The 18,110-nt window shown below is 72.8% G+C and carries 15 protein-coding genes; 11 read left to right on the forward strand and 4 right to left on the reverse strand.

Annotated elements, in window-relative coordinates; all coding sequences use genetic code 11:
- The first annotated feature begins 53 nt into the window (after window positions 1-53).
- From ABZ128_RS16920 to ABZ128_RS16935, 4 genes are all read left to right on the forward strand, one after another.
- Window positions 54-1,097, forward strand: a complete 1,044-nt coding sequence (locus ABZ128_RS16920) for an SCO0930 family lipoprotein (protein ID WP_356849114.1) — start codon at window positions 54-56, stop codon at window positions 1,095-1,097.
- A 39-nt stretch (window positions 1,098-1,136) separates the two neighbouring features.
- Window positions 1,137-1,673, forward strand: coding sequence for a hypothetical protein (locus ABZ128_RS16925; RefSeq protein ID WP_356849115.1), 537 nt, complete (start codon window positions 1,137-1,139; stop codon window positions 1,671-1,673).
- 25 nt (window positions 1,674-1,698) lie between these two features.
- Entirely contained in the window at window positions 1,699-2,067 is a 369-nt protein-coding gene (locus tag ABZ128_RS16930; protein ID WP_356849207.1) for a diadenosine tetraphosphate hydrolase, read from the forward strand.
- Between the two features lie 120 nt (window positions 2,068-2,187).
- Entirely contained in the window at window positions 2,188-3,582 is a 1,395-nt protein-coding gene (locus tag ABZ128_RS16935) for an NADP-dependent succinic semialdehyde dehydrogenase (protein WP_356849116.1), read from the forward strand.
- A gap of 129 nt (window positions 3,583-3,711) precedes the next feature.
- On the opposite strand, the gene ABZ128_RS16940 is transcribed toward ABZ128_RS16935, so the two are convergent.
- The gene (locus tag ABZ128_RS16940) at window positions 3,712-4,911 is read right to left on the reverse strand and encodes a S8 family serine peptidase (protein WP_356849117.1); all 1,200 of its coding nucleotides are present in this window, start codon (window positions 4,909-4,911) and stop codon (window positions 3,712-3,714) included.
- Window positions 4,912-5,365: 454 nt separating this feature from the next.
- Here ABZ128_RS16940 and ABZ128_RS16945 point away from each other — a divergent pair, with 454 nt between their 5' ends.
- The 6 genes from ABZ128_RS16945 (at window position 5,366) to ABZ128_RS16970 (ending at window position 13,621) form a co-directional block, all read left to right on the forward strand.
- Window positions 5,366-6,850, forward strand: coding sequence for an aldehyde dehydrogenase family protein (locus tag ABZ128_RS16945; RefSeq protein WP_356849118.1), 1,485 nt, complete (start codon window positions 5,366-5,368; stop codon window positions 6,848-6,850).
- Between the two features lie 60 nt (window positions 6,851-6,910).
- Window positions 6,911-8,449 (forward strand): GMC oxidoreductase, encoded by a 1,539-nt coding sequence (locus tag ABZ128_RS16950; RefSeq protein ID WP_356849119.1) that lies wholly within the window; start codon window positions 6,911-6,913, stop codon window positions 8,447-8,449.
- The gene (locus tag ABZ128_RS16955; protein ID WP_356849121.1) at window positions 8,446-9,534 is read left to right on the forward strand and encodes a glycine betaine/L-proline ABC transporter ATP-binding protein; all 1,089 of its coding nucleotides are present in this window, start codon (window positions 8,446-8,448) and stop codon (window positions 9,532-9,534) included. Before ABZ128_RS16950 ends, ABZ128_RS16955 begins: the two co-directional genes overlap by 4 nt.
- A gap of 52 nt (window positions 9,535-9,586) precedes the next feature.
- Window positions 9,587-11,722, forward strand: a complete 2,136-nt coding sequence (locus tag ABZ128_RS16960; protein ID WP_356849123.1) for an ABC transporter permease subunit — start codon at window positions 9,587-9,589, stop codon at window positions 11,720-11,722.
- Window position 11,723: 1 nt separating this feature from the next.
- The gene (locus ABZ128_RS16965; RefSeq protein ID WP_356849125.1) at window positions 11,724-12,707 is read left to right on the forward strand and encodes an ABC transporter substrate-binding protein; all 984 of its coding nucleotides are present in this window, start codon (window positions 11,724-11,726) and stop codon (window positions 12,705-12,707) included.
- A 110-nt stretch (window positions 12,708-12,817) separates the two neighbouring features.
- On the forward strand, window positions 12,818-13,621 hold the full coding sequence (locus tag ABZ128_RS16970; protein WP_356849127.1) for a restriction endonuclease: 804 nt from the start codon (window positions 12,818-12,820) through the stop codon (window positions 13,619-13,621).
- Between the two features lie 83 nt (window positions 13,622-13,704).
- Here ABZ128_RS16970 and ABZ128_RS16975 read toward each other — a convergent pair whose 3' ends face one another.
- Window positions 13,705-13,971, reverse strand: a complete 267-nt coding sequence (locus ABZ128_RS16975; protein ID WP_356849128.1) for a GlsB/YeaQ/YmgE family stress response membrane protein — start codon at window positions 13,969-13,971, stop codon at window positions 13,705-13,707.
- A gap of 232 nt (window positions 13,972-14,203) precedes the next feature.
- On the opposite strand from ABZ128_RS16975, the gene ABZ128_RS16980 reads away from it, so the two are divergent.
- On the forward strand, window positions 14,204-15,235 hold the full coding sequence (locus ABZ128_RS16980; protein ID WP_356849129.1) for a serine/threonine-protein kinase: 1,032 nt from the start codon (window positions 14,204-14,206) through the stop codon (window positions 15,233-15,235).
- Between the two features lie 67 nt (window positions 15,236-15,302).
- Here ABZ128_RS16980 and ABZ128_RS16985 read toward each other — a convergent pair whose 3' ends face one another.
- Both ABZ128_RS16985 and ABZ128_RS16990 read right to left on the reverse strand, forming a co-directional pair.
- Window positions 15,303-15,533, reverse strand: coding sequence for a helix-turn-helix transcriptional regulator (locus ABZ128_RS16985; RefSeq protein ID WP_356847935.1), 231 nt, complete (start codon window positions 15,531-15,533; stop codon window positions 15,303-15,305).
- 159 nt (window positions 15,534-15,692) lie between these two features.
- Entirely contained in the window at window positions 15,693-18,110 is a 2,418-nt protein-coding gene (locus ABZ128_RS16990) for a SpoIIE family protein phosphatase (RefSeq protein ID WP_356849130.1), read from the reverse strand.

Raw genomic sequence — 18,110 nt, forward strand, 5'->3', positions numbered from 1 at the left:
AATAACTCGGAGGACGTAATCCCCGGGCTGAACCCGAAGGAGTGATCGTGAAGATGAAGTACCGTCGAGCGACAACGGCCGGATCAGTGGTGGCGGTTCTGCTGCTGGCGGCAGGATGCGGAAGCGGTTCGGACACCTCCAAGGCGGCGAATTCCGTCCAGCCGGCCGGAGCCGGGAAAAACCTCGGAAACGCCTACGACTCCGGTTACGGTTCGGGATCCGGTTCCGCCCTGGGTTCCGGATCGGGATACGGCTCCGCGGACGGGTCCGGCGACGCGGCCGCGGGCGGCGCGGGCGGTGCGAAGGCCGGCCAGCTGTCGGTGCGCGAGATCGCGGAGGTGGGCAGCGTGGTCACCGACAGCGCCGGAATGACCCTCTACCGCTTCGACAAGGACACCGCCCAGCCCCCCAAGTCCACCTGCGACGGGGACTGCGCCACGGCCTGGCCGCCGGTCCCCGCGGACGACGCCTCGGCCTCCGGCGGCATCGACGCCGGCCTCCTCGGCTCGGTGGCCCGCTCCGACGGCAGCAAGCAGCTGACCCTCGGGGGGTGGCCGGTGTACCGCTACGCCAAGGACACCAAGGCGGGCGAGGCGAAGGGCGAGGGCGTCGGGGGGACCTGGCACGCGCTGGCCTCCGACGGGAAGAAGGCCATTGCCCAGAAGGGCATGGGCGCGGGAATGGGCATGGGAATGGGCGGGGGCGGGGGTGCGGGCGGGTCCGAGAATTCCGGAACCGAACTTTCCGTCGCGGACAACGAGAAACTGGGAAAGATTCTCGTGGACGGCCAGTGGCGCACGCTCTACCGATTCGACAAGGACAGCGCGTGGCCGATGAAATTCGGTTGTGTCGGGGCCTGCCTGGACACCTGGAAACCGGCGGCACCCGTGAACAAGGAGAAGACGTCGGGAATACCCGCTGCACTGGTGGGATCGGTCAAGCGGCCGGACGGCACGGAGCAGTTGACGATCGACTGCTGGCCCGTCTATCTGTTCACCGGCGACACCGAGCCCGGACAGGCCAACGGACACAACAAGCAGGGCCTCTGGTTCGCGGTCACCGCCGCGGGCAAGAAGGTACCGGCGACGGCCGGCTGACCGGTGCGGCCCTCATCCCACCGTCCTGCCACGGCCACCGTGGCCACTGCGGCCGCCGTGCTGCTGGCGACACTGGTGTGCGGCGGCTGTGCCTCCTCCGGGCACGGCGACGGCCGCGGGCACGGCGGGCACGGCACGCCGGCATCGCAGGCCGCGGCCCCGGCCGCCCGGCCCGCCGGCCTCCAGGACCTCGCCGCGGCGCTCGGCTGCACGCCCGAGATCACGGTCGACGCGGAGGAACTCCGGGAAGGGGCGTGCGGAACGGGCCAGGAGGCCTTCCGTATGGCCACCTTCGCGGCCGACCAGGGCCAGCGCGCCTGGCTGGACGAAGCCATGATGTACGGCGGTACGTATCTGGTCGGCACCCGCTGGGTCGTCACGGGCCCGTCGGCCCAGGCCCTGAGCGCCGTCCAGGGCCGCCTCGGCGGGACCCTCGCGACGGGCTCCACGCACGGCGCTGAGCACGGTGCGGACCACGGCTCCCCGCCCGCTTCCCCAGCCGCTTCCCCGCCCGGCTCCGGCCCCGGCTCCGAGCCCGCCCACGGCCCCTCGCACGGCTCCGCCCCCATGGGGTGAGACGAGTGCGCGCGGCAGCCGCCCGCTGCGGCTGCCGCGCCGGAGGCCCTCAGGCGCTCCGTACGGCCAGAATGATTCGGACCTGCCCAGGGCCAAGCGGCTCTCGTTCCTGTCCGACATGGAACAGCTCGGAGAGGCGGTCGAGCGTGTGTCCCGCCGCATGGACCCGGCCTTCCGCCGGGTCAATCTGGAGATCCTGGGCAACACCGACGGCTTCCTGCACGCACACGTATGGCCCCGGTTCGACTGGGAGCCGCACGAGTTGGTGCGCATGCCGGTGTGGCTCCACCCCCGCGACCGATGGACCGACGGGCAGTTCGCCCTCGGCCCCCGGCACGATCTGCTGCGCGAGGCGCTCGGCGCCGAACTGGACGGCCTGCGCCCCGCTCGGTGACGGTCCCGTGGATCCTCAGGGCCGGGCCGCAGACGGCACCGCCCCGTCGGGCGGACGCGTTGCGGAGGGACGGGGGAGGGGGGAGGGTCGGGGGGACGGCGGTCGATTCTGGAGGCGATCATGTCCATTGCCACGGTGAACCCTGCGACGGGCGAAACCGTACGCACGTTCGACGAGCTGAGTCCCGAGGAGACGGAGCGGCGCATCGCGGATGCCGCACGGGCCTTCACCTCCTACCGCACCACCGGCTTCGCCGAACGCGCCGACCTCCTGACACGGGCCGCGGCGCTCCTGGAGGCCGAGACGGAGGACATCGCCCGCACCATGACCACGGAGATGGGCAAACCCCTCGCCGCGGCCCGTGCCGAGGCGGCCAAGTGCGTGAAGGCCATGCGCTGGTACGCCGCCCACGCCGAGTCCCTGCTGCGCGACGAGCTCCCGGCCGACGCCGACGTCCGCGACAGCGGGGCCTCGGCCGTCCGGACGCACTACCGGCCGCTGGGCGTGGTCCTCGCCGTCATGCCGTGGAACTTCCCCCTCTGGCAGGTCGTACGGTTCGCCGCGCCCGCGCTGATGGCCGGGAACACCGGCCTGCTCAAGCACGCCTCGAACGTCCCCCAGACGGCCCTTTACCTGGGCGAACTCTTCGAACGGGCCGGCTACCCGCACGGCTGCTTCCAGACCCTCCTGATCGGTTCCCGCGCCGTCGAGGCGGTCCTGCGCGATCCGCGCGTCGCCGCGGCGACGCTGACGGGCAGCGAGCCCGCCGGGCGCTCGGTGGCCTCGGTCGCGGGAGACGAGGTCAAGAAGACGGTCCTGGAGCTGGGCGGCAGCGACCCGTACGTCGTGATGCCCTCCGCCGACCTCGACCGCGCCGTCCGGACGGCCGTCACCGCACGGGTGCAGAACAACGGCCAGTCCTGCATCGCCGCGAAGCGGTTCATCGTCCACGCGGACGTGTACGACGCCTTCGCGGAACGCTTCACCGCCGGCATGAAGGCGCTCAGCGTCGGCGACCCGATGCGGGACTCCACCGACGTCGGTCCGCTCGCCACCGAGAAGGGCCGCGCCGACCTGGAGGAACTGGTCGAGGACGCCGTCAGCCGCGGCGCGACGGTCCTGTGCGGCGCCCGCCGGCCCCCGGAGCACCCGCAGGGCTGGTTCTACGAGCCGACCGTCCTCGCCGGCATCTCCCCGGACATGCGCATCGACCAGGAGGAGACCTTCGGCCCGGTCGCGACCCTGTACCGGGTGGAGGACCTCGACGAGGCCGTGCACCGCGCCAACCACACGCCCTTCGGTCTGAGCTCCAACGTGTGGACCCGCAGCGACGAGGACATCGCCCGCTTCGTCCGCGACCTTGAGGCGGGCGGCATCTACATCAACGGCATGACGGCCTCCCACCCCGCCCTCCCGTTCGGCGGTGTGAAGCGCTCCGGCTACGGCCGCGAACTCTCGGGCCACGGCATCCGCGAATTCTGCAACGTCACCACCGTCTGGCAGTCCGCCGACTGATCACCCCGTACGCCGGGGGCCGCGCGCGAAACCGGCCCCGCCCCCGCGCGCGAAACCGGCCCCGCCCTCCGCGCGCCCCTGGCGGGGGCGGCGGAGGGCAGAGCCGGTTCGCCGTGGTCCGTCACCCTGCTACGGGGCCACCTTCAGCAGCTTGTTCACCGTGCCCGTGGAGGGGTTGGTCACCGCTCCGCCGGTCGCCGCCGCAGCCAGGGCCGCGGAGGTCTGCGCCGGAGTGGCGGACGGGTGTCCGGCCAGGTAGACGGCCGCGGCGCCCGTCACGTGCGGGGTGGCCATCGAGGTGCCCGAGATGGTCTTGGTCCCGGTGTCGCTGTCGTTCCAGTCCGACGTGATGTCCGAGCCCGGCGCGTACAGGTCCACCACGGAACCGAAGTTGGAGAACGAGGACTGCGCGTCGTCGATGGTGCTCGACGCCACGGTGATCGCCTCCGGGACGCGGGCGGGGGAGCCCTTCCCGGCGTCGCTCGACTCGTTGCCCGCCGCGACGGCGAAGGTGACGCCCGAGGCGATGGCCCGGCGCACCGCCTCGTCCAGCGCTTCGTCGGCTCCGCCGCCCAGGCTCATGTTGGCCACCGAGGGGCCGGAGTGGTGCTGGGTGACCCAGTCGATCCCGGCGACGACCTGCTCGGTGGTGCCGGAGCCGTTGTCGTCCAGCACCCGGACCGCGACCAGCTTCGCCTTCTTGGCCACGCCGTGGCTGGTACCCGCGATGGTGCCGGCCACGTGCGTGCCGTGGCCGTTGCCGTCGTCGGCGCTGTCGTCGTTGTCCACCGCGTCGAAGCCGTGCGTGGCGCGGCCGCCGAAGTCCTTGTGGGTCACGCGGATGCCGGTGTCGATGACGTACGCCGTCACCCCTTCACCGGCGCCGTCGGGGTAGGTGTACTTCTTGTCCCCGCTCTTGGCGGTCTGGTCGATCCGGTCCAGGCCCCATGAGGGCGGGTTGTCCTGGGTGGCGTTGATGGTGAACTTCTTGTTCTGCACGACCTTGCCGACGGCCGGGTCCGCGGCGAGCCGCTTGGCCTCCGTCTCGCTCAGGCCCGAGGCCGAGAAGCCGTTGACCCCGGAGCTGTAGTTGCGTTGCAGTTCGCCACCGTACTTGCGGGCGAGCTGCCCCTTGTCCGCGGAGGCATCGAGTATGACGACGTAGCTGCCGCTGATCGCGCCGGGCGCGCCGAGTCCGTACACCGTGCCTTCGGCCGGTGTCGCCGCCCCCGCCAGGGGGGTGGCGAGCAGGGCGGCGGCAGCCGCGGTGGCGGCTCCCGTCGCCACTGCCGCATACCGAAATCCGCGCGTGCGCTTGTGAGTTGCCATGTAGAGGGTTCTCCTCGTGGTGACGTGTGGGGCGTCAAACCTTCTGGACAACCCTGTTCCGATTGACAGGCGCAAATCAAGGCGGCCTGGGCCCTTGGGGGTTATTCAACAAGGTTTCTCAAAAGGCCCCCCGCATTGCCTTCACCATGCACACATGTTCGCCCGAACTCCCGCACGAATGCATCACTTTCTTCGGTTGTCTCTCCAACTTCCTTGAAAATTCGCCTACTTCGTAGCGACGCGCGAGGCGGGACGAGGCCGAGCCGCTCGCACGGTCGCCCACCCGTCGGCCTGGCCACCCGCCCGGCTACGGCCCGGCCCCCTCCTCACGCGGCGTGACTCCCGTCACTTCCAGTGATGGATGGGGCATGTGTGCCCAGGGATGGGGCAAGCGCGCCGAATGCAACACCACCGCGGGTGAGCCGCGGTGTCGGAAGCGGAGGTACAGCGCGTCGTGTCGGAGCAGAACACCATCCACATAGCCGGGACCTGGCGGTCCGCGGTCTCAGGGGCCACCCGCGAGGTCCTGGACCCGGCCGACGCCACCGTCCTGGCCGTCGTCGCCGAGGGTGGCGCCGCGGACACCGATGCCGCCGTCAGCGCCGCCCGGACCGCCTTCGACGGCGGCGAGTGGCCCCAGACCCCGGTCGCGGAGCGCGCCGCGCTGCTGCGCCGCACCGCCGAGCTGCTCCAGCGTGACCGCGAACACATCGCACTGCTGGAGAGCCGGGACGCGGGCAAGACCCTCGAAGAGGGGCGCGTCGACGTGGACTGCGTCAGCGACGCCTTCCGCTACTTCGCCGACCTGGTCACCGGCGAGAGCGCGGGACGCGTGGTCGACGCCGGGTCCCCCGACGTGCACAGCGTCGTCGTCCACGAACCGGTCGGGGTCTGCGCCCTGATCACCCCGTGGAACTATCCGCTGCTCCAGGCCAGCTGGAAGATCGCCCCGGCCCTCGCCGCCGGCAACACCTTCGTCCTCAAGCCGAGCGAGATCACCCCGCTGTCCACGGTGGCGCTCGTCGCCCTGCTGGCGGAGGCCGGACTGCCGGCCGGCGTCGCCAACCTGGTGACCGGCGCGGGCGACCCCGTCGGCGCCCGGCTGTCCGGCCACCCCGACGTGGACCTCGTCTCCTTCACCGGCGGTCTGGCCAGCGGTACGAAGGTCATGCGTGCCGCGGCCGACTCCGTCAAGAAGGTCGCCCTCGAACTCGGCGGCAAGAACCCCAACGTCGTCTTCGCCGACGCCTGCGCCACCGCCGAGGACTTCGACACCGCCGTCGACCAGGCCCTCAACGCCGCCTTCATGCACAGCGGCCAGGTCTGCTCCGCCGGCTCCCGCCTCATCGTCGAGGACCGCGTCGCCGAGCGCTTCGTGGCCGAACTCGCCCGCCGGGCCGACCGGATCCGCCTCGGCCGCGGCACCGACCCGGGCGTCGAGTGCGGCCCCCTGGTCTCCGCCGCCCAGCTCGCGCGGACGCAGGAGTACGTGGACTCCGCGCTCGCCGAGGGCGCGGTGCTCCGGTCCGGCGGCACCCGGCCGGAGGGGCCCGGCTACTTCTACCGGCCGACCGTCCTGGACGGCTGCCACCGGGGGATGCGCGTCGTACGGGAGGAGGTCTTCGGGCCGGTTCTGACCGTCGAGACGTTCCGTACCGAGGACGAGGCCGTCGCGCTCGCCAACGACACCGAGTACGGCCTGGCCGGCGCGGTGTGGACCGCCGACCAGGGCCGAGCCCGCCGGGTGGCCGGCCGGCTGCGCCACGGCACCGTCTGGATCAACGACTTCCACCCCTACCTGCCGCAGGCGGAGTGGGGCGGCTTCGGCAAGTCCGGTATCGGACGGGAACTGGGCCCCTCGGGCCTGGCCGAGTACCGCGAGACCAAGCACGTGTACCAGAACCTCGCTCCGCGCCCCGTGCGCTGGTTCGCGGGCTGAAGGAGGAGGAGAACCATCACCACGCACACGTACACGAACACCCCCACGCCCGCGGACCCGGTGCCCGGCCCCGTCCAGGAGTACGACTACGTGGTCGTCGGCGGCGGAACCGCCGGCTCGGTCATCGCCTCCCGCCTCACCGAGGACCCCGGCACCACCGTCGCCGTGATCGAGGGCGGCCCCAGCGACGTCGACCGGCCCGACGTGCTCACCCTGCGCCGCTGGATGGGCCTGCTCGGCGGGGAACTCGACTACGACTACCCCACCACCGAGCAGCCCCGCGGCAACTCCCACATCCGCCACAGCCGCGCCCGCGTCCTGGGCGGCTGCTCCTCGCACAACACACTCATCGCCTTCAAGCCGCTGCCCTCCGACTGGGACGAGTGGTCGCAGGCCGGCGCCGAGGGCTGGCACGCCGCCGCCATGGACCCGTACTTCGACAAGCTGCTCAACAACATCGTTCCGGTGGCCGAGAAGGACCGCAACGTCATCGCCCGCGATTTCGTCGACGCCGCCCGCACGGCCCTGGACGTCCCGCTCGTCGAGGGCTTCAACCGCAAGCCGTTCCACGAGGGCGCCGGTTTCTTCGACCTCGCCTACCACCCGGAGGACAACAAGCGCTCCTCCGCGTCGGTGGCGTACCTCCACCCCGTGATGGACGAGCGCCCCAACCTCCGCATCTTCCTGGAGACCTGGGCGTACCGCCTCGAACTCGACGGCCACCGGGTGCGCGGCGTGCACGTACGGGACAAGGACGGTGCGGAATCGCTGATCACCGCACGCCGGGAGGTGCTCGTGTGCGCGGGCGCCGTCGACACCCCGCGCCTGCTGCTGCACTCCGGCATCGGTCCGCGCGCCGACCTGGAGGCCCTTGGCATCCCGCCGGTGCACGACCTGCCCGGCGTGGGCGAGAACCTGCTCGACCACCCCGAGTCGGTGATCGTCTGGGAGACCGACGGCCCGATCCCCGAGAACTCGGCCATGGACAGCGACGCCGGCCTGTTCGTGCGGCGCGACCCGGACTCCCCGGGCCCCGACCTGATGTTCCACTTCTACCAGGTCCCCTTCACCGACAACCCCGAGCGCATCGGCTACGAACGACCCGCGCACGGCGTGTCGATGACGCCCAACATCCCCAAGCCCCGCAGCCGCGGCCGCCTCTACCTGACCAGTGCGGACCCCGAGGTCAAACCCGCCCTCGACTTCCGCTACTTCACGGACGAGGAGGACTACGACGGCCGCACCCTCGTGGACGGCATCAAGCTCGCCCGCGAGATCGCCGCGACCGAGCCGCTGGCCGGATGGCTGAAGCGGGAGGTCTGCCCCGGGCCGGAGATCACCGACGACGAGGCGCTGAGCGCGTACGCCCGCTCGGTCGCCCACACCGTCTACCACCCGGCGGGCACCTGCAAGATGGGCGCCCCCGACGACCCCTCCGCCGTCGTCGGACCGGACCTCAAGGTGCGCGGCCTCGACGGCATCCGGATCGCGGACGCCTCGGTCTTCCCGACGATGCCCGCGGTCAACCCGATGATCGGAGTCCTCATGGTGGGCGAGAAGGCCGCCGAACTGCTGGCCGTGGAAAGGGGGACCCGGTGAACGCCACCCCCACCGCCCCCGGCACGCCGGCCGGCGCCCCCGTGTTCTCGGTGGAGGGCCTCTGGAAGGTCTTCGGCCCCAAGGGCGCGGCCGCCAAGGTCCCCGGCTCCCCGGACGCCGACCTGCCCGCCGCGGAACTGCGCGAGCGCACCGGCTGCACGGCGGCCGTCCGCGACGTCACCTTCGACGTCCGCAAGGGCGAGGTCTTCGTCGTGATGGGCCTGTCCGGCTCGGGCAAGTCCACCCTCGTGCGGTGCCTCACGCGGCTGATCGAGCCCACGGCCGGGACCCTCGCCCTCGACGGCGAGGACGTCCTCGCCATGGATCCCGCCCGCCTGCGCGACCTGCGCCGCCACCGCGCCGCCATGGTCTTCCAGCACTTCGGCCTGCTCCCGCACCGCAGCGTCCTGGACAACGTTGCCTACGGCCTGGAGATCCAGGGCGTCAGCCGCGCCGACCGCCGCGAGAAGGCGGCCGAGATGGTCGAGAAGGTCGGCCTCGGCGGGCTTGAGGACCGCCGCCCCGGCCAGCTCTCGGGCGGCCAGCAGCAGCGCGTCGGGCTCGCCCGGGCCCTCGCCGCCGACCCCGAAGTGCTCCTTTTCGACGAGCCGTTCAGCGCCCTCGATCCGCTCATCCGGCGCGAGATGCAGGACGAGGTCGCCCGGCTCCACCACGAGGAGGGCCGCACCATGGTCTTCATCACCCACGACCTCGCCGAGGCCCTGCGTCTGGGCGACCGCATCGCGCTGATGCGCGACGGCCGCATCGTGCAGCTCGGCACCCCCGAGGAGATCGTCGGCTCGCCCGCCGACGACTACGTACGGGACTTCGTCCGCGACGTGCCGCGCGAGCAGGTCCTCACCGTGCGCAGCGCGATGCGCCCCGCCACGGGAGACGGGGCCGAGCACGGTCCCGCGCTGCCCCCCGCCACCACGGTCGTCGACGCCATCGAGGCGGTCGTCCGCAGCGGCGGCCCGGCCCGGGTCGTCGACCGAGGCCGGTGCCTCGGCGTCGTCGACGAGGCCGGCCTGCTCGCCGTGGTGGCCGGGCTCCCGGTCGCGACCGGTCGGGAGGTGGCCGCATGACCGGCACCGCCCGTACGGCTGTCCCCGCCCCCGGCACCGGGAGGTGGTGCGGATGACCGCGGCCACAGCCCCCGCACGCGAACCCTCCCGGCCCGGCGCCCCGCACTCGTCCGGCAGGCCCGGGGGCCCGGCCCGTTCCGCGGCGGAGCGCCGCAGACCGGACCGGCCCACCGCAGGCCGCCGCGGTGCCGGCCTGCCCACCGCGGCGGCCCCCGCCGGCCCGCGGGCCGGAGCCCGGGGCCGTCCGCGCGGGGTGCTGTCCCTGCTCGGCCGCCCCGCCGTCCGCGGACTGCTCCTGCCGCTCTGCGTGGCCGCCGCCGTGCTGATCCCGCTCGCCGTGGCCTTCCCGGCCTCCGGCAGCTGGCCCGCGGCCCTGGCCGTGGACCTGTCGGAGCCGCTCGGCCGGGCGGGCGACTGGATCATCGACCACCGCGACAGCCACCCCCTCTTCCTCTACTTCTTCGGGCACGTCAGCAACGCCGTGGTGGTGTCGGTCCGGGCCGTGTACGTCGTCCTGCTCGCCGCGGGCTGGACCGGCGTCACCGCACTGGCCGCGCTGGTGGCCTGGCGCCTGGCCGGCCTCCGGCTCGCCCTGACCTGCGCCGCCGCCTTCGCCGCGTGCGGGCTGCTCGGCATGTGGGTGCCGACCATGCAGACGCTCGCGCTGATGGTCGTGGCCGTCGCCGCCTCGGTGGCCGTCGGCGGGCTGCTCGGCCTCGCCGCGGGGCTCTCCCGGCGCGCCGACCGCGCCCTGCGCCCGGTACTCGACACCATGCAGATCCTGCCGGCCTTCGCGTACCTGCTGCCGATGGTGCTGGTCTTCGGCATCGGCGTACCCGCCGCCGTGCTGGCCACCGTGGTCTACGCCGCCCCGCCGATGGCCCGCCTCACCGCCCTCGGCCTGCGCGAGGCCGACGCCGGGGTGCTGGAGGCCGCCGCCTCCCTCGGCGCCACGGGGCGCCAGCGGCTGCTGACCGCCCGGCTGCCGCTCGCCCGCCGCCACCTCCTGCTCGGAGTCAACCAGGCCGTCATGACGGGCCTGTCGATGGCCGTGATCGCCTCCGTGATCGGCGCGGGCGGCCTCGGCGACCGCGTCTACCAGGCCCTGGCCTCCGTGGACGTCGGCGCCGCCCTGGCCGCCGGCATCCCCATCGTGCTGCTCGCCGTGGTCCTCGACCGCACCGCCGACGCGGCCGGCCACCGGATCGGCGCCGCCGACGACCCCGCGCGCGAACGGCCTTTGCTGCTCAGGGTGTTCGACGGCTGGTACGGATGGCTGCTCACCGTCCTCACGGCCGTGGCCGTGAGCGTCGGCGGCCGCATCGCGGGCACGTCCCTGTGGCCCGCGTCCTGGACCCTGTCCATCGCGGAGCCCGTGAACGCGGCCGTCGCCTGGATGACCGCCCACCTCTACTCCGGGGTCCCCGTCGTCGGCGGCAGTGCCGACTGGGCCGCAGGATTCACCGGCTGGGTCCTCGACCCCCTGCGCAGCGGTCTCCAGGCCGCGCCCTGGTGGCTGCTCCTGCTGCTGGCCGCAGCCCTCGCCCTGCTCGTCGGCACCTGGCGCACCGCCCTCACGGCCGTGCTCGCCCTGGCCGCCGTCGGCGTACTCGGCGTGTGGGACGCCTCCCTCGACACGCTCTCCCAGGTCCTCGCAGCCGTCGCCGTCACCCTCGCGGTCGGCTTCGCCATCGCGGTGGGCGCCGCCCGCAGCGCCCGGGCGCAGCGGCTGCTGCGCCCCGTGCTCGACATCTGCCAGACGCTGCCGCAGTTCGTCTACCTCATCCCCGTCGTCGCGCTGTTCGGTGTCGGCCGCGCACCGGCCGCGGCCGCCGCGGTCGTGTACGCGCTGCCCGCCGTCGTCCGGATCGCCACGCAGGGCCTGCGCGAGGTGGACCCGGCTGCACTGGAGTCAGCCCGTTCGCTGGGCGCGACCCGCTCGCAGCAGCTCTGGCAGGTCCAACTGCCGCTGGCACGCTCCGCGTTGCTCCTCGCCGTCAACCAGGCCGTGGTCCTGGTCCTCGCCGTCGTCATCATCGGCGGCCTGGTCGGCGGCGGCGCGCTCGGCTACGACGTCGTCCTCGGCCTCGCCCAGGGCGACCTGGCCACCGGCCTCGTGGCCGGCGCCGCGATCGTGTGCCTCGGCCTGCTGCTCGACCGCGTCACCCAGCCCGCGAAGGAGGCCTGAGATGCGCAACCGACCCTTCCACCGCAGACGCGGCCGCCGCGGCGCCGCCCTGCTCACCGCCGCGGCGGCCCTGGCAGCGCTCACCGGCTGCGGAGCGGCCGACATGACCCGTCAGACCTCCCCGTACGCCGCCGCGCAGAACGCGAAGACCGTCACCCTCTCCGTCCAGTCCTGGGTCGGCGCCCAGGCGAACACCGCCGTCGCCGGCTACCTCCTCGAACACGAGCTCGGCTACCGCGTGGACACCGTCCAGGTCGACGAGGTCCCCGCCTGGGACGCCCTCAGCCAGGGCCGCGTCGACGCGATCCTGGAGGACTGGGGCCACCCCGAGCAGGAGAAGCGGTACGTCGAGGGCAAGAAGACGATCACCCGCGGCGGCGACCTCGGCGTGACGGGCCACATCGGCTGGTTCGTCCCCACCTACTTCGCCGAGGCCCACCCCGACGTCACCGACTGGAAGAACCTCGACAAGTACGCCGACCAGCTGCACACCGCCGAGAGCCGCGGGAAGGGGCAGCTGATGGACGGCTCCCCGTCCTACGTCACGAACGACAAGGCGCTCGTGAAGAACCTGGGCCTGGACTTCGAGGTCGTCTTCGCGGGCTCCGAGGCGGCCCAGATCACCCAGATCAAGCAGTTCGCCAAGGAGGGCAAGCCCTTCCTGACGTACTGGTACAAGCCGCAGTGGCTCTTCGAGCGGGTCCCGATGACCGAGGTGAAGCTCCCCGAGTACACCGAGGGCTGTGCGGACGACCCGGAGAAGGTGGCCTGCGCCTACCCGCACACGCCGCTGCAGAAGTACCTGAACACGCGCTTCGCCGATACGGGGGGCAAGGCGGCCGCCTTCCTGAAGAAGTTCCGCTGGACCACGGCGGAGCAGAACGAGGTGGCGCTGATGATCGCGGAGGAGAAGCTCTCGCCCCAGCAGGCGGCGAGGAAGTGGGTCGAGCGCAACGAGAGCGTCTGGCGGCCCTGGCTGAGCTGACCTCCCGCACGGCCCTCCGCACGCGCCCTTCACATGGCCCCCGCACGCTTGGGCGGGGGCCTTCGGGGCACACGTCAGGAACGATCTTGACGAGGTGGGGGGAGCACCAGATGACCGTTCCGGTCCGACGGGTACGTCCGGGCAGACGCCGCCACCGGTTCAGCACGCGCGTCACCGCATGGTGGTTCGCCCTCGTCGCACTGACGGTCTGCACGGCGGGGTTCACCGTACGGGTGCTCGCCGGGGCGGCCGCCGAACATCCCGCGGGCGCGGTGATCGCCGTCCTGGCCTGCGGGGCCGCAGGCGCCGCCGCCCCGACCAGGCGGCGCCTGCGGATACGCCGGGCGGCCCGCAACGCGGCCAGGACCCTCCAGGCCGCGGCGGAGGCGGCGGCGGACACCACCGAGGCGGCGGCCCGGCCGTCGGTCCCCGACGCCGGACGGCCCGAGGCGGGCGGCGACCCCGGGGGCGGCACGGTCGACCACGACACGCTGCACGCCGCCGCGCCCGACCACGCCGCGCCCGACTACGACGCGCTCGACGCCGACGCATTCGAGCGCGCGGTCGCCGCGCTGTGCGAGCGGGACGGCTGCCGGGACGTACGCGTCGTGGGCGGCGCGGGGGACCTCGGCGCCGACGTACTCGCCACCGCCCCCGACGGCAGGCTCCTGGTCATCCAGTGCAAGCGGTACTGCCCCACGCACAAGGTCGGCTCGCAGGACGTGCAGCGCTTCGGCGGAACCTGTTTCGCGGTGCACGGGGCGGAGCTCGCCGTCGTGGTCACCACCAGCGACTTCACCCAGCCCGCGGCCGAGTACGCCGCCCGCTGCGCCATCCTCTGCTTCGGCCGCGAGGCGCTGCTCGACTGGTCCGCCGGGACGGGACCGGCGCCCTGGGAGCGGCAGGACGCGTGAGGCCGGCAGCGCGGGAAGGGCCGGCGGCGGATCCCTCCGCCGCCGGCCCTTCCTGCCCGGCGCCCCACGCGCGCGTCACCCGCTCAACTGCTCCTGCGGCCCGCGACCAGTCGGTAGACCAACAGGACGATGACCGAGCCGACGACTGCGGCGATCCACGTGGAGAGGTGGAAGAAGCCCTTGATCGAGTCGACGCCGAAGATCACCTTGCCGAGCCAGCCTCCCAGCAGGCCGCCGACGATGCCGATCACGATGGTGAGCAGGCACCCTCCCGGGTCCCGGCCCGGTGTGAGCGCCTTGGCGATGGCCCCGGCCAGCAGGCCGATCAGAATCCAGGCGACGATACCCATGTGCACCCTCCGGTCAGCGGCTCCGTATCCGTCACGCAATGACGTCTTGAGCCGTCTCACCCGAGCCCGCAGGGTTAAACACTCACAATCGGAATATTACGGGCGGCGGGGAGGCGGAGTTTGCCGGCTTTCGAGCGCGGGACGGCTCCACGGCCGCGAGCGGGCACTGGTGTGGATCACTGCTTAGACTTTCAGGTAGGGAAGGCGGCCTGCCATCGAGGACGGGGTCGGCATGGGCACGGCATCGAGCCCGAGCCCGTACACGGGCCGGGCCTCCGGCCTGATAGGCCGGCAGATCGCGGGGTACCGGATCGAGAGCATGCTCGGACGCGGCGGGATGGCCGTCGTCTACTGTGCGAAGGACCTGCGGCTGGACCGTACGGTGGCGCTCAAGCTGATCGCCCCGGAGCGCGCCCGCGACGAGACCTTCCGGCGCCGCTTCACCCACGAATCACGCGTGGCCGCGCAGATCGACCACCCGCACATCGTGCCGATCTTCGAAGCCGGTGAGACCGACGGCGTGCTGTACATCGCCATGCGGTACGTCTCCGGGCCGGACCTGGCCGCCCTGCTGGCCCGGGAAGGTCCGCTCCCCGTCGCGACCGCCCTGCGCATCGTCACCCAGGTGGCGTCGGCGCTCGACGCGGCCCATGAGCACGACCTGGTGCACCGGGACGTCAAGCCCGGCAACATCCTGGTCGCCGCCGGCACGGACAGCGACCACCCCGAGTACGTCTACCTCACGGACTTCGGACTGACGAAGAGGTCGCTGTCGCTCACCGGGTTCACCACCGCGGGCGAGTTCGTCGGCACCCTCGACTACATGGCGCCGGAACAGATCTCCGGCCGGCCGGTGGACGGCAGGTGCGATCTCTACAGCCTCGCCTGCGTGGTGTTCGAATGCCTCACCGGCGAGCCGCCCTTCCGCAGCGACCAGGACGTGACCCGGCTGCTGTGGGCGCACCAGTACGATCCGCCTCCTGCGCTGAGCGAGAGGCGGCCGGGCATCGCGCCGGCCGCCGACGAGGTCCTGGCCAAGGCCCTGGCGAAGGTCCCCGAGGACCGCTACGGGTCCTGCCTGGAATTCGTTGCGGCCCTGCGCGCCGCCACCAGCGGCGGACACGGCAAGGCGGAGGATCCGCCGGTTGCGGCGGATCCTCTGCCTGCAGGGATGCCGGGGGACCTGGCACCGCCGTCGGGGCCGCCGCCGGAGCCTCCGGCCTGGGCCCGGCCGGTCTTCAGCGGCCCGTCCGACGGGCCGTAGCCGGACCCCGGGGCCGGATCGCCCCCGGGGTCGTCGGTCCTGTCGGTCCCGTGGCGGTGGTCCGGTGTCAGAGTCCCATGGAGATGGCGAGGCGGGTCAGTTCGGCCGTGTTGTTGATGCCCAGCTTGGCGCGGATGCGGCGGAGGTAGGCGTCGACGGTGTGCTTGGAGAGTCCCATGTGGCGGGCCGTCTGGAGGTAGGTGCGTCCGGCGGCGATGTGTCCCAGTGCTTCCTGCTCGCGCGGTGCCAGGGAGAGGGCGGCGGTTTCGGCGGGCTGGTGGGTGAGGGTGAGGCTCATGGGATTTCCTCCGACGCATCGGTCAGGTCATCTCTGCTCGCATCCTCGGAAGCAGGGGGACATTCACCGAAATGTCTGGTTTGTCCCTGCTAAAAAGCGTGGCCCCGGGAGTTCATGGCGGCGTCCGTGGACTGTCACGGGCGTGTCACAGGGCACGTTTCAGAAGCCGACGAGGGACTGCTCGGCCCAGATGGTCTTGCCGACGGAGCCGTGCCGGGTTCCCCAGCGCTGCGCCAGCTGGGCGACCAGCAGCAGGCCGCGCCCGCCCTCGTCGAAGATCCGGGCGCGCCGCATGTGCGGGGCGGTACTGCTCGCGTCGGAGACCTCGCAGATCAGGGTGCTGTCCTCGTGGATCAGCCGCAGCTGGACGGGCGGCTCGCCGTAACGGATGGCGTTGGTGACCAGCTCGCTGACCAGGAGCTCGGTGACGAACGAGGCCTCTTCGAGCCCCCAGGCCGTCAGCTGCTCGGTGGTGTACCGGCGGGCGTCCCCGACGACGGACGGGTCGGAGGACAGGTCCCAGACGACGACCCGGTCGGCGTGGAGGGCCTGGGTCCGGGCGACGAGGAGGGCGACGTCGTCCTCGGGAGGGTGGGTCAGCATTGCGGTCAGCACGCGGTCGCAGACGGTGTCCAGCGTCGTGGCGGGACGACTGAGGGCCGCGAACATGCTGTCCAGGGCGTCGTCGATGTCGTGGTCGCGGACTTGGAGCAGCCCATCGGTGTACAGGGCGAGGATGCTGCCCTCGGGAAGCTCCACCTCGACGGTCTCGAAGGGCAGCCCGCCCAGGCCCAGCGGCGGACCGGCCGGGACGTCGAGGAGGTACACGGAGCCCTCCGGCGAGACCACGGCGGGCGGCGGATGGCCGGCCCGGCCGACCGTGCAGCGGCGGGTGACCGGGTCGTAGACCACGTACAGGCAGGTCGTGCCGATGCCCCCGGCCGCGTCCCGGTCCGCCTCGTCCGCGGCCAGGTGGATGATGAGGTCGTCGAGGTGGGTCAGCAGTTCGTCGGGCGGCAGGTCGACGTCGGCGAGGGTACGGACCGCGGTGCGCAGCCGCCCCATGGTGGCGGCGGCGCGGATGCCGTGCCCGACGACGTCGCCCACGACCAGGGCCACCCGCGCGCCGGACAGCGGGATCACGTCGAACCAGTCCCCGCCCACCCCTGCCTCGGTGCCCGCGGGCAGGTAGCGGGAGGCGATCTCAAGCGCCGTCTGATGGGGCAGCGTCTGCGGGAGCAGGCTCCGCTGCAAGGTCATGGTGGTGGTGTGCTCGCGGGTGAACCGGCGCGCGTTGAGGATGCTGACGGCCGCTCTGGTCGTGAGCTCCTCGGCCAGCCACAGGTCCTCCGGGTGGAAGGACTCCCGGCGCTGGTGGCGGCCGTAGACGGCCAGGCCGAGCGTGACGTCGCCGGTGCGCAGCGGAACCATCATCAGCGAGTGGGTGCCGCTCTCGCTGACCCAGGTGGCCCCGGGGTCGTCGATCACCCATCGGGCGACGGCCGGGTCGGCCGTCCCGTACGCGACGCCCCGGCCCGCGGCCAGGCACTCGACGGGAGGCGACAGCGGCGGATAGACGGCCGTGTCCCCGACCGCGACCCGCGACTCCGCGCTTCCCTCCAGGACCGACCGCACCGCGGTACGGCGTACGGTGACCGGCCCCGCCACCGGGCCCGAGGACGTCTCCTCGCGCGGGGGAGGGTCCAGCAGGTCGATGCACGCGAAGTCGGCGAGCCGGGGAACGGCCGCGTCGGCCAACTCCTGGGCGGTGCGGGCGATGTCCATGGTGGTGCCGATGCGGGCGCCGGTCACGTTCGGCACGAACAGCTGCTGCCGCTCGACCTCGATGCCGGTCCTGTCGTGCGCGGCCAGGCACACCGCGCGCACACGCCCGTCCGCGTCGCGCAGCGGGGCCAGCGAGGTCGACCAGCCGTGCTCCGTGCCCCCGCCGGCCGGGCGGATGAAGGCGTCCAGGTGCTGCGGCTCACCGGTCTCCAGCACCACGCGCATCCGGCGCTCGGTCTCGTCGCTCACCGGATCCGGCGCGATCTCCGGCAGACGCAGCCCGCGCACCTCGGCCTCCGTGAGGGACAGCGTCCGCTCCATGCCGGCGTTCGCCCGCACCAGCCGCAGGTCCTCGTCGAAGACCGCCAGGAAGCAGGGCGACTGGGCGAACGCCCATTCGTTCAGCGGCTCCTCCCAGGGCGCCGGGTGCCCACCCGCCACGGCCGACACCACGAACCACTTGGCGCTCCCGCCGGTGGACGTCCAGCGGTGCGCGAGCAGGCCCACTTCCAGCCGGCGGCCGTCGCGGTGCTTCAGCGCCACGGTGCCGCTCCACCGCTCCTGCCCGGGCGCGATCCGCCGCGCCGCGTCCGCGGCGCCCTCGGCGAGCAGGTGGGCGGCGGACAGCCCCACGACCTCGGAGGGCATGTAGCCGAGCAGCCGACGGGCGTCCTCACTCCACTCGGTCACGATGCCCTGCTCGCTGATGGTGGCCGTGGCCGTGTACGCCGACTCCTGGGAGCCGTTCGGTTCCCCGGGCCGCTCACCAGGAGAGGTGGGAAGTTGCTCCAT

The sequence above is a fragment of the Streptomyces sp. NPDC006326 genome (genome assembly GCF_040612915.1).
GTDB lineage: Bacteria > Actinomycetota > Actinomycetes > Streptomycetales > Streptomycetaceae > Streptomyces.

Excerpts from the sequence above, each read along its gene's own strand:
- ABZ128_RS16920 (WP_356849114.1), top strand. The coding sequence starts at position 54 with ATGAAGTACCGTCGAGCGACAACGGCCGGATCAGTGGTGGCGGTTCTG.
- ABZ128_RS16935 (WP_356849116.1), top strand. The coding sequence starts at position 2,188 with ATGTCCATTGCCACGGTGAACCCTGCGACGGGCGAAACCGTACGCACG.
- ABZ128_RS16940 (WP_356849117.1), bottom strand. The coding sequence starts at position 4,911 with ATGGCAACTCACAAGCGCACGCGCGGATTTCGGTATGCGGCAGTGGCG.
- ABZ128_RS16960 (WP_356849123.1), top strand. The coding sequence starts at position 9,587 with ATGACCGCGGCCACAGCCCCCGCACGCGAACCCTCCCGGCCCGGCGCC.
- ABZ128_RS16965 (WP_356849125.1), top strand. The coding sequence starts at position 11,724 with ATGCGCAACCGACCCTTCCACCGCAGACGCGGCCGCCGCGGCGCCGCC.
- ABZ128_RS16970 (WP_356849127.1), top strand. The coding sequence starts at position 12,818 with ATGACCGTTCCGGTCCGACGGGTACGTCCGGGCAGACGCCGCCACCGG.
- ABZ128_RS16975 (WP_356849128.1), bottom strand. The coding sequence starts at position 13,971 with ATGGGTATCGTCGCCTGGATTCTGATCGGCCTGCTGGCCGGGGCCATC.
- ABZ128_RS16980 (WP_356849129.1), top strand. The coding sequence starts at position 14,204 with ATGGGCACGGCATCGAGCCCGAGCCCGTACACGGGCCGGGCCTCCGGC.
- ABZ128_RS16985 (WP_356847935.1), bottom strand. The coding sequence starts at position 15,533 with ATGAGCCTCACCCTCACCCACCAGCCCGCCGAAACCGCCGCCCTCTCC.
- ABZ128_RS16990 (WP_356849130.1), bottom strand. The coding sequence starts at position 18,110 with ATGGAGCAACTTCCCACCTCTCCTGGTGAGCGGCCCGGGGAACCGAAC.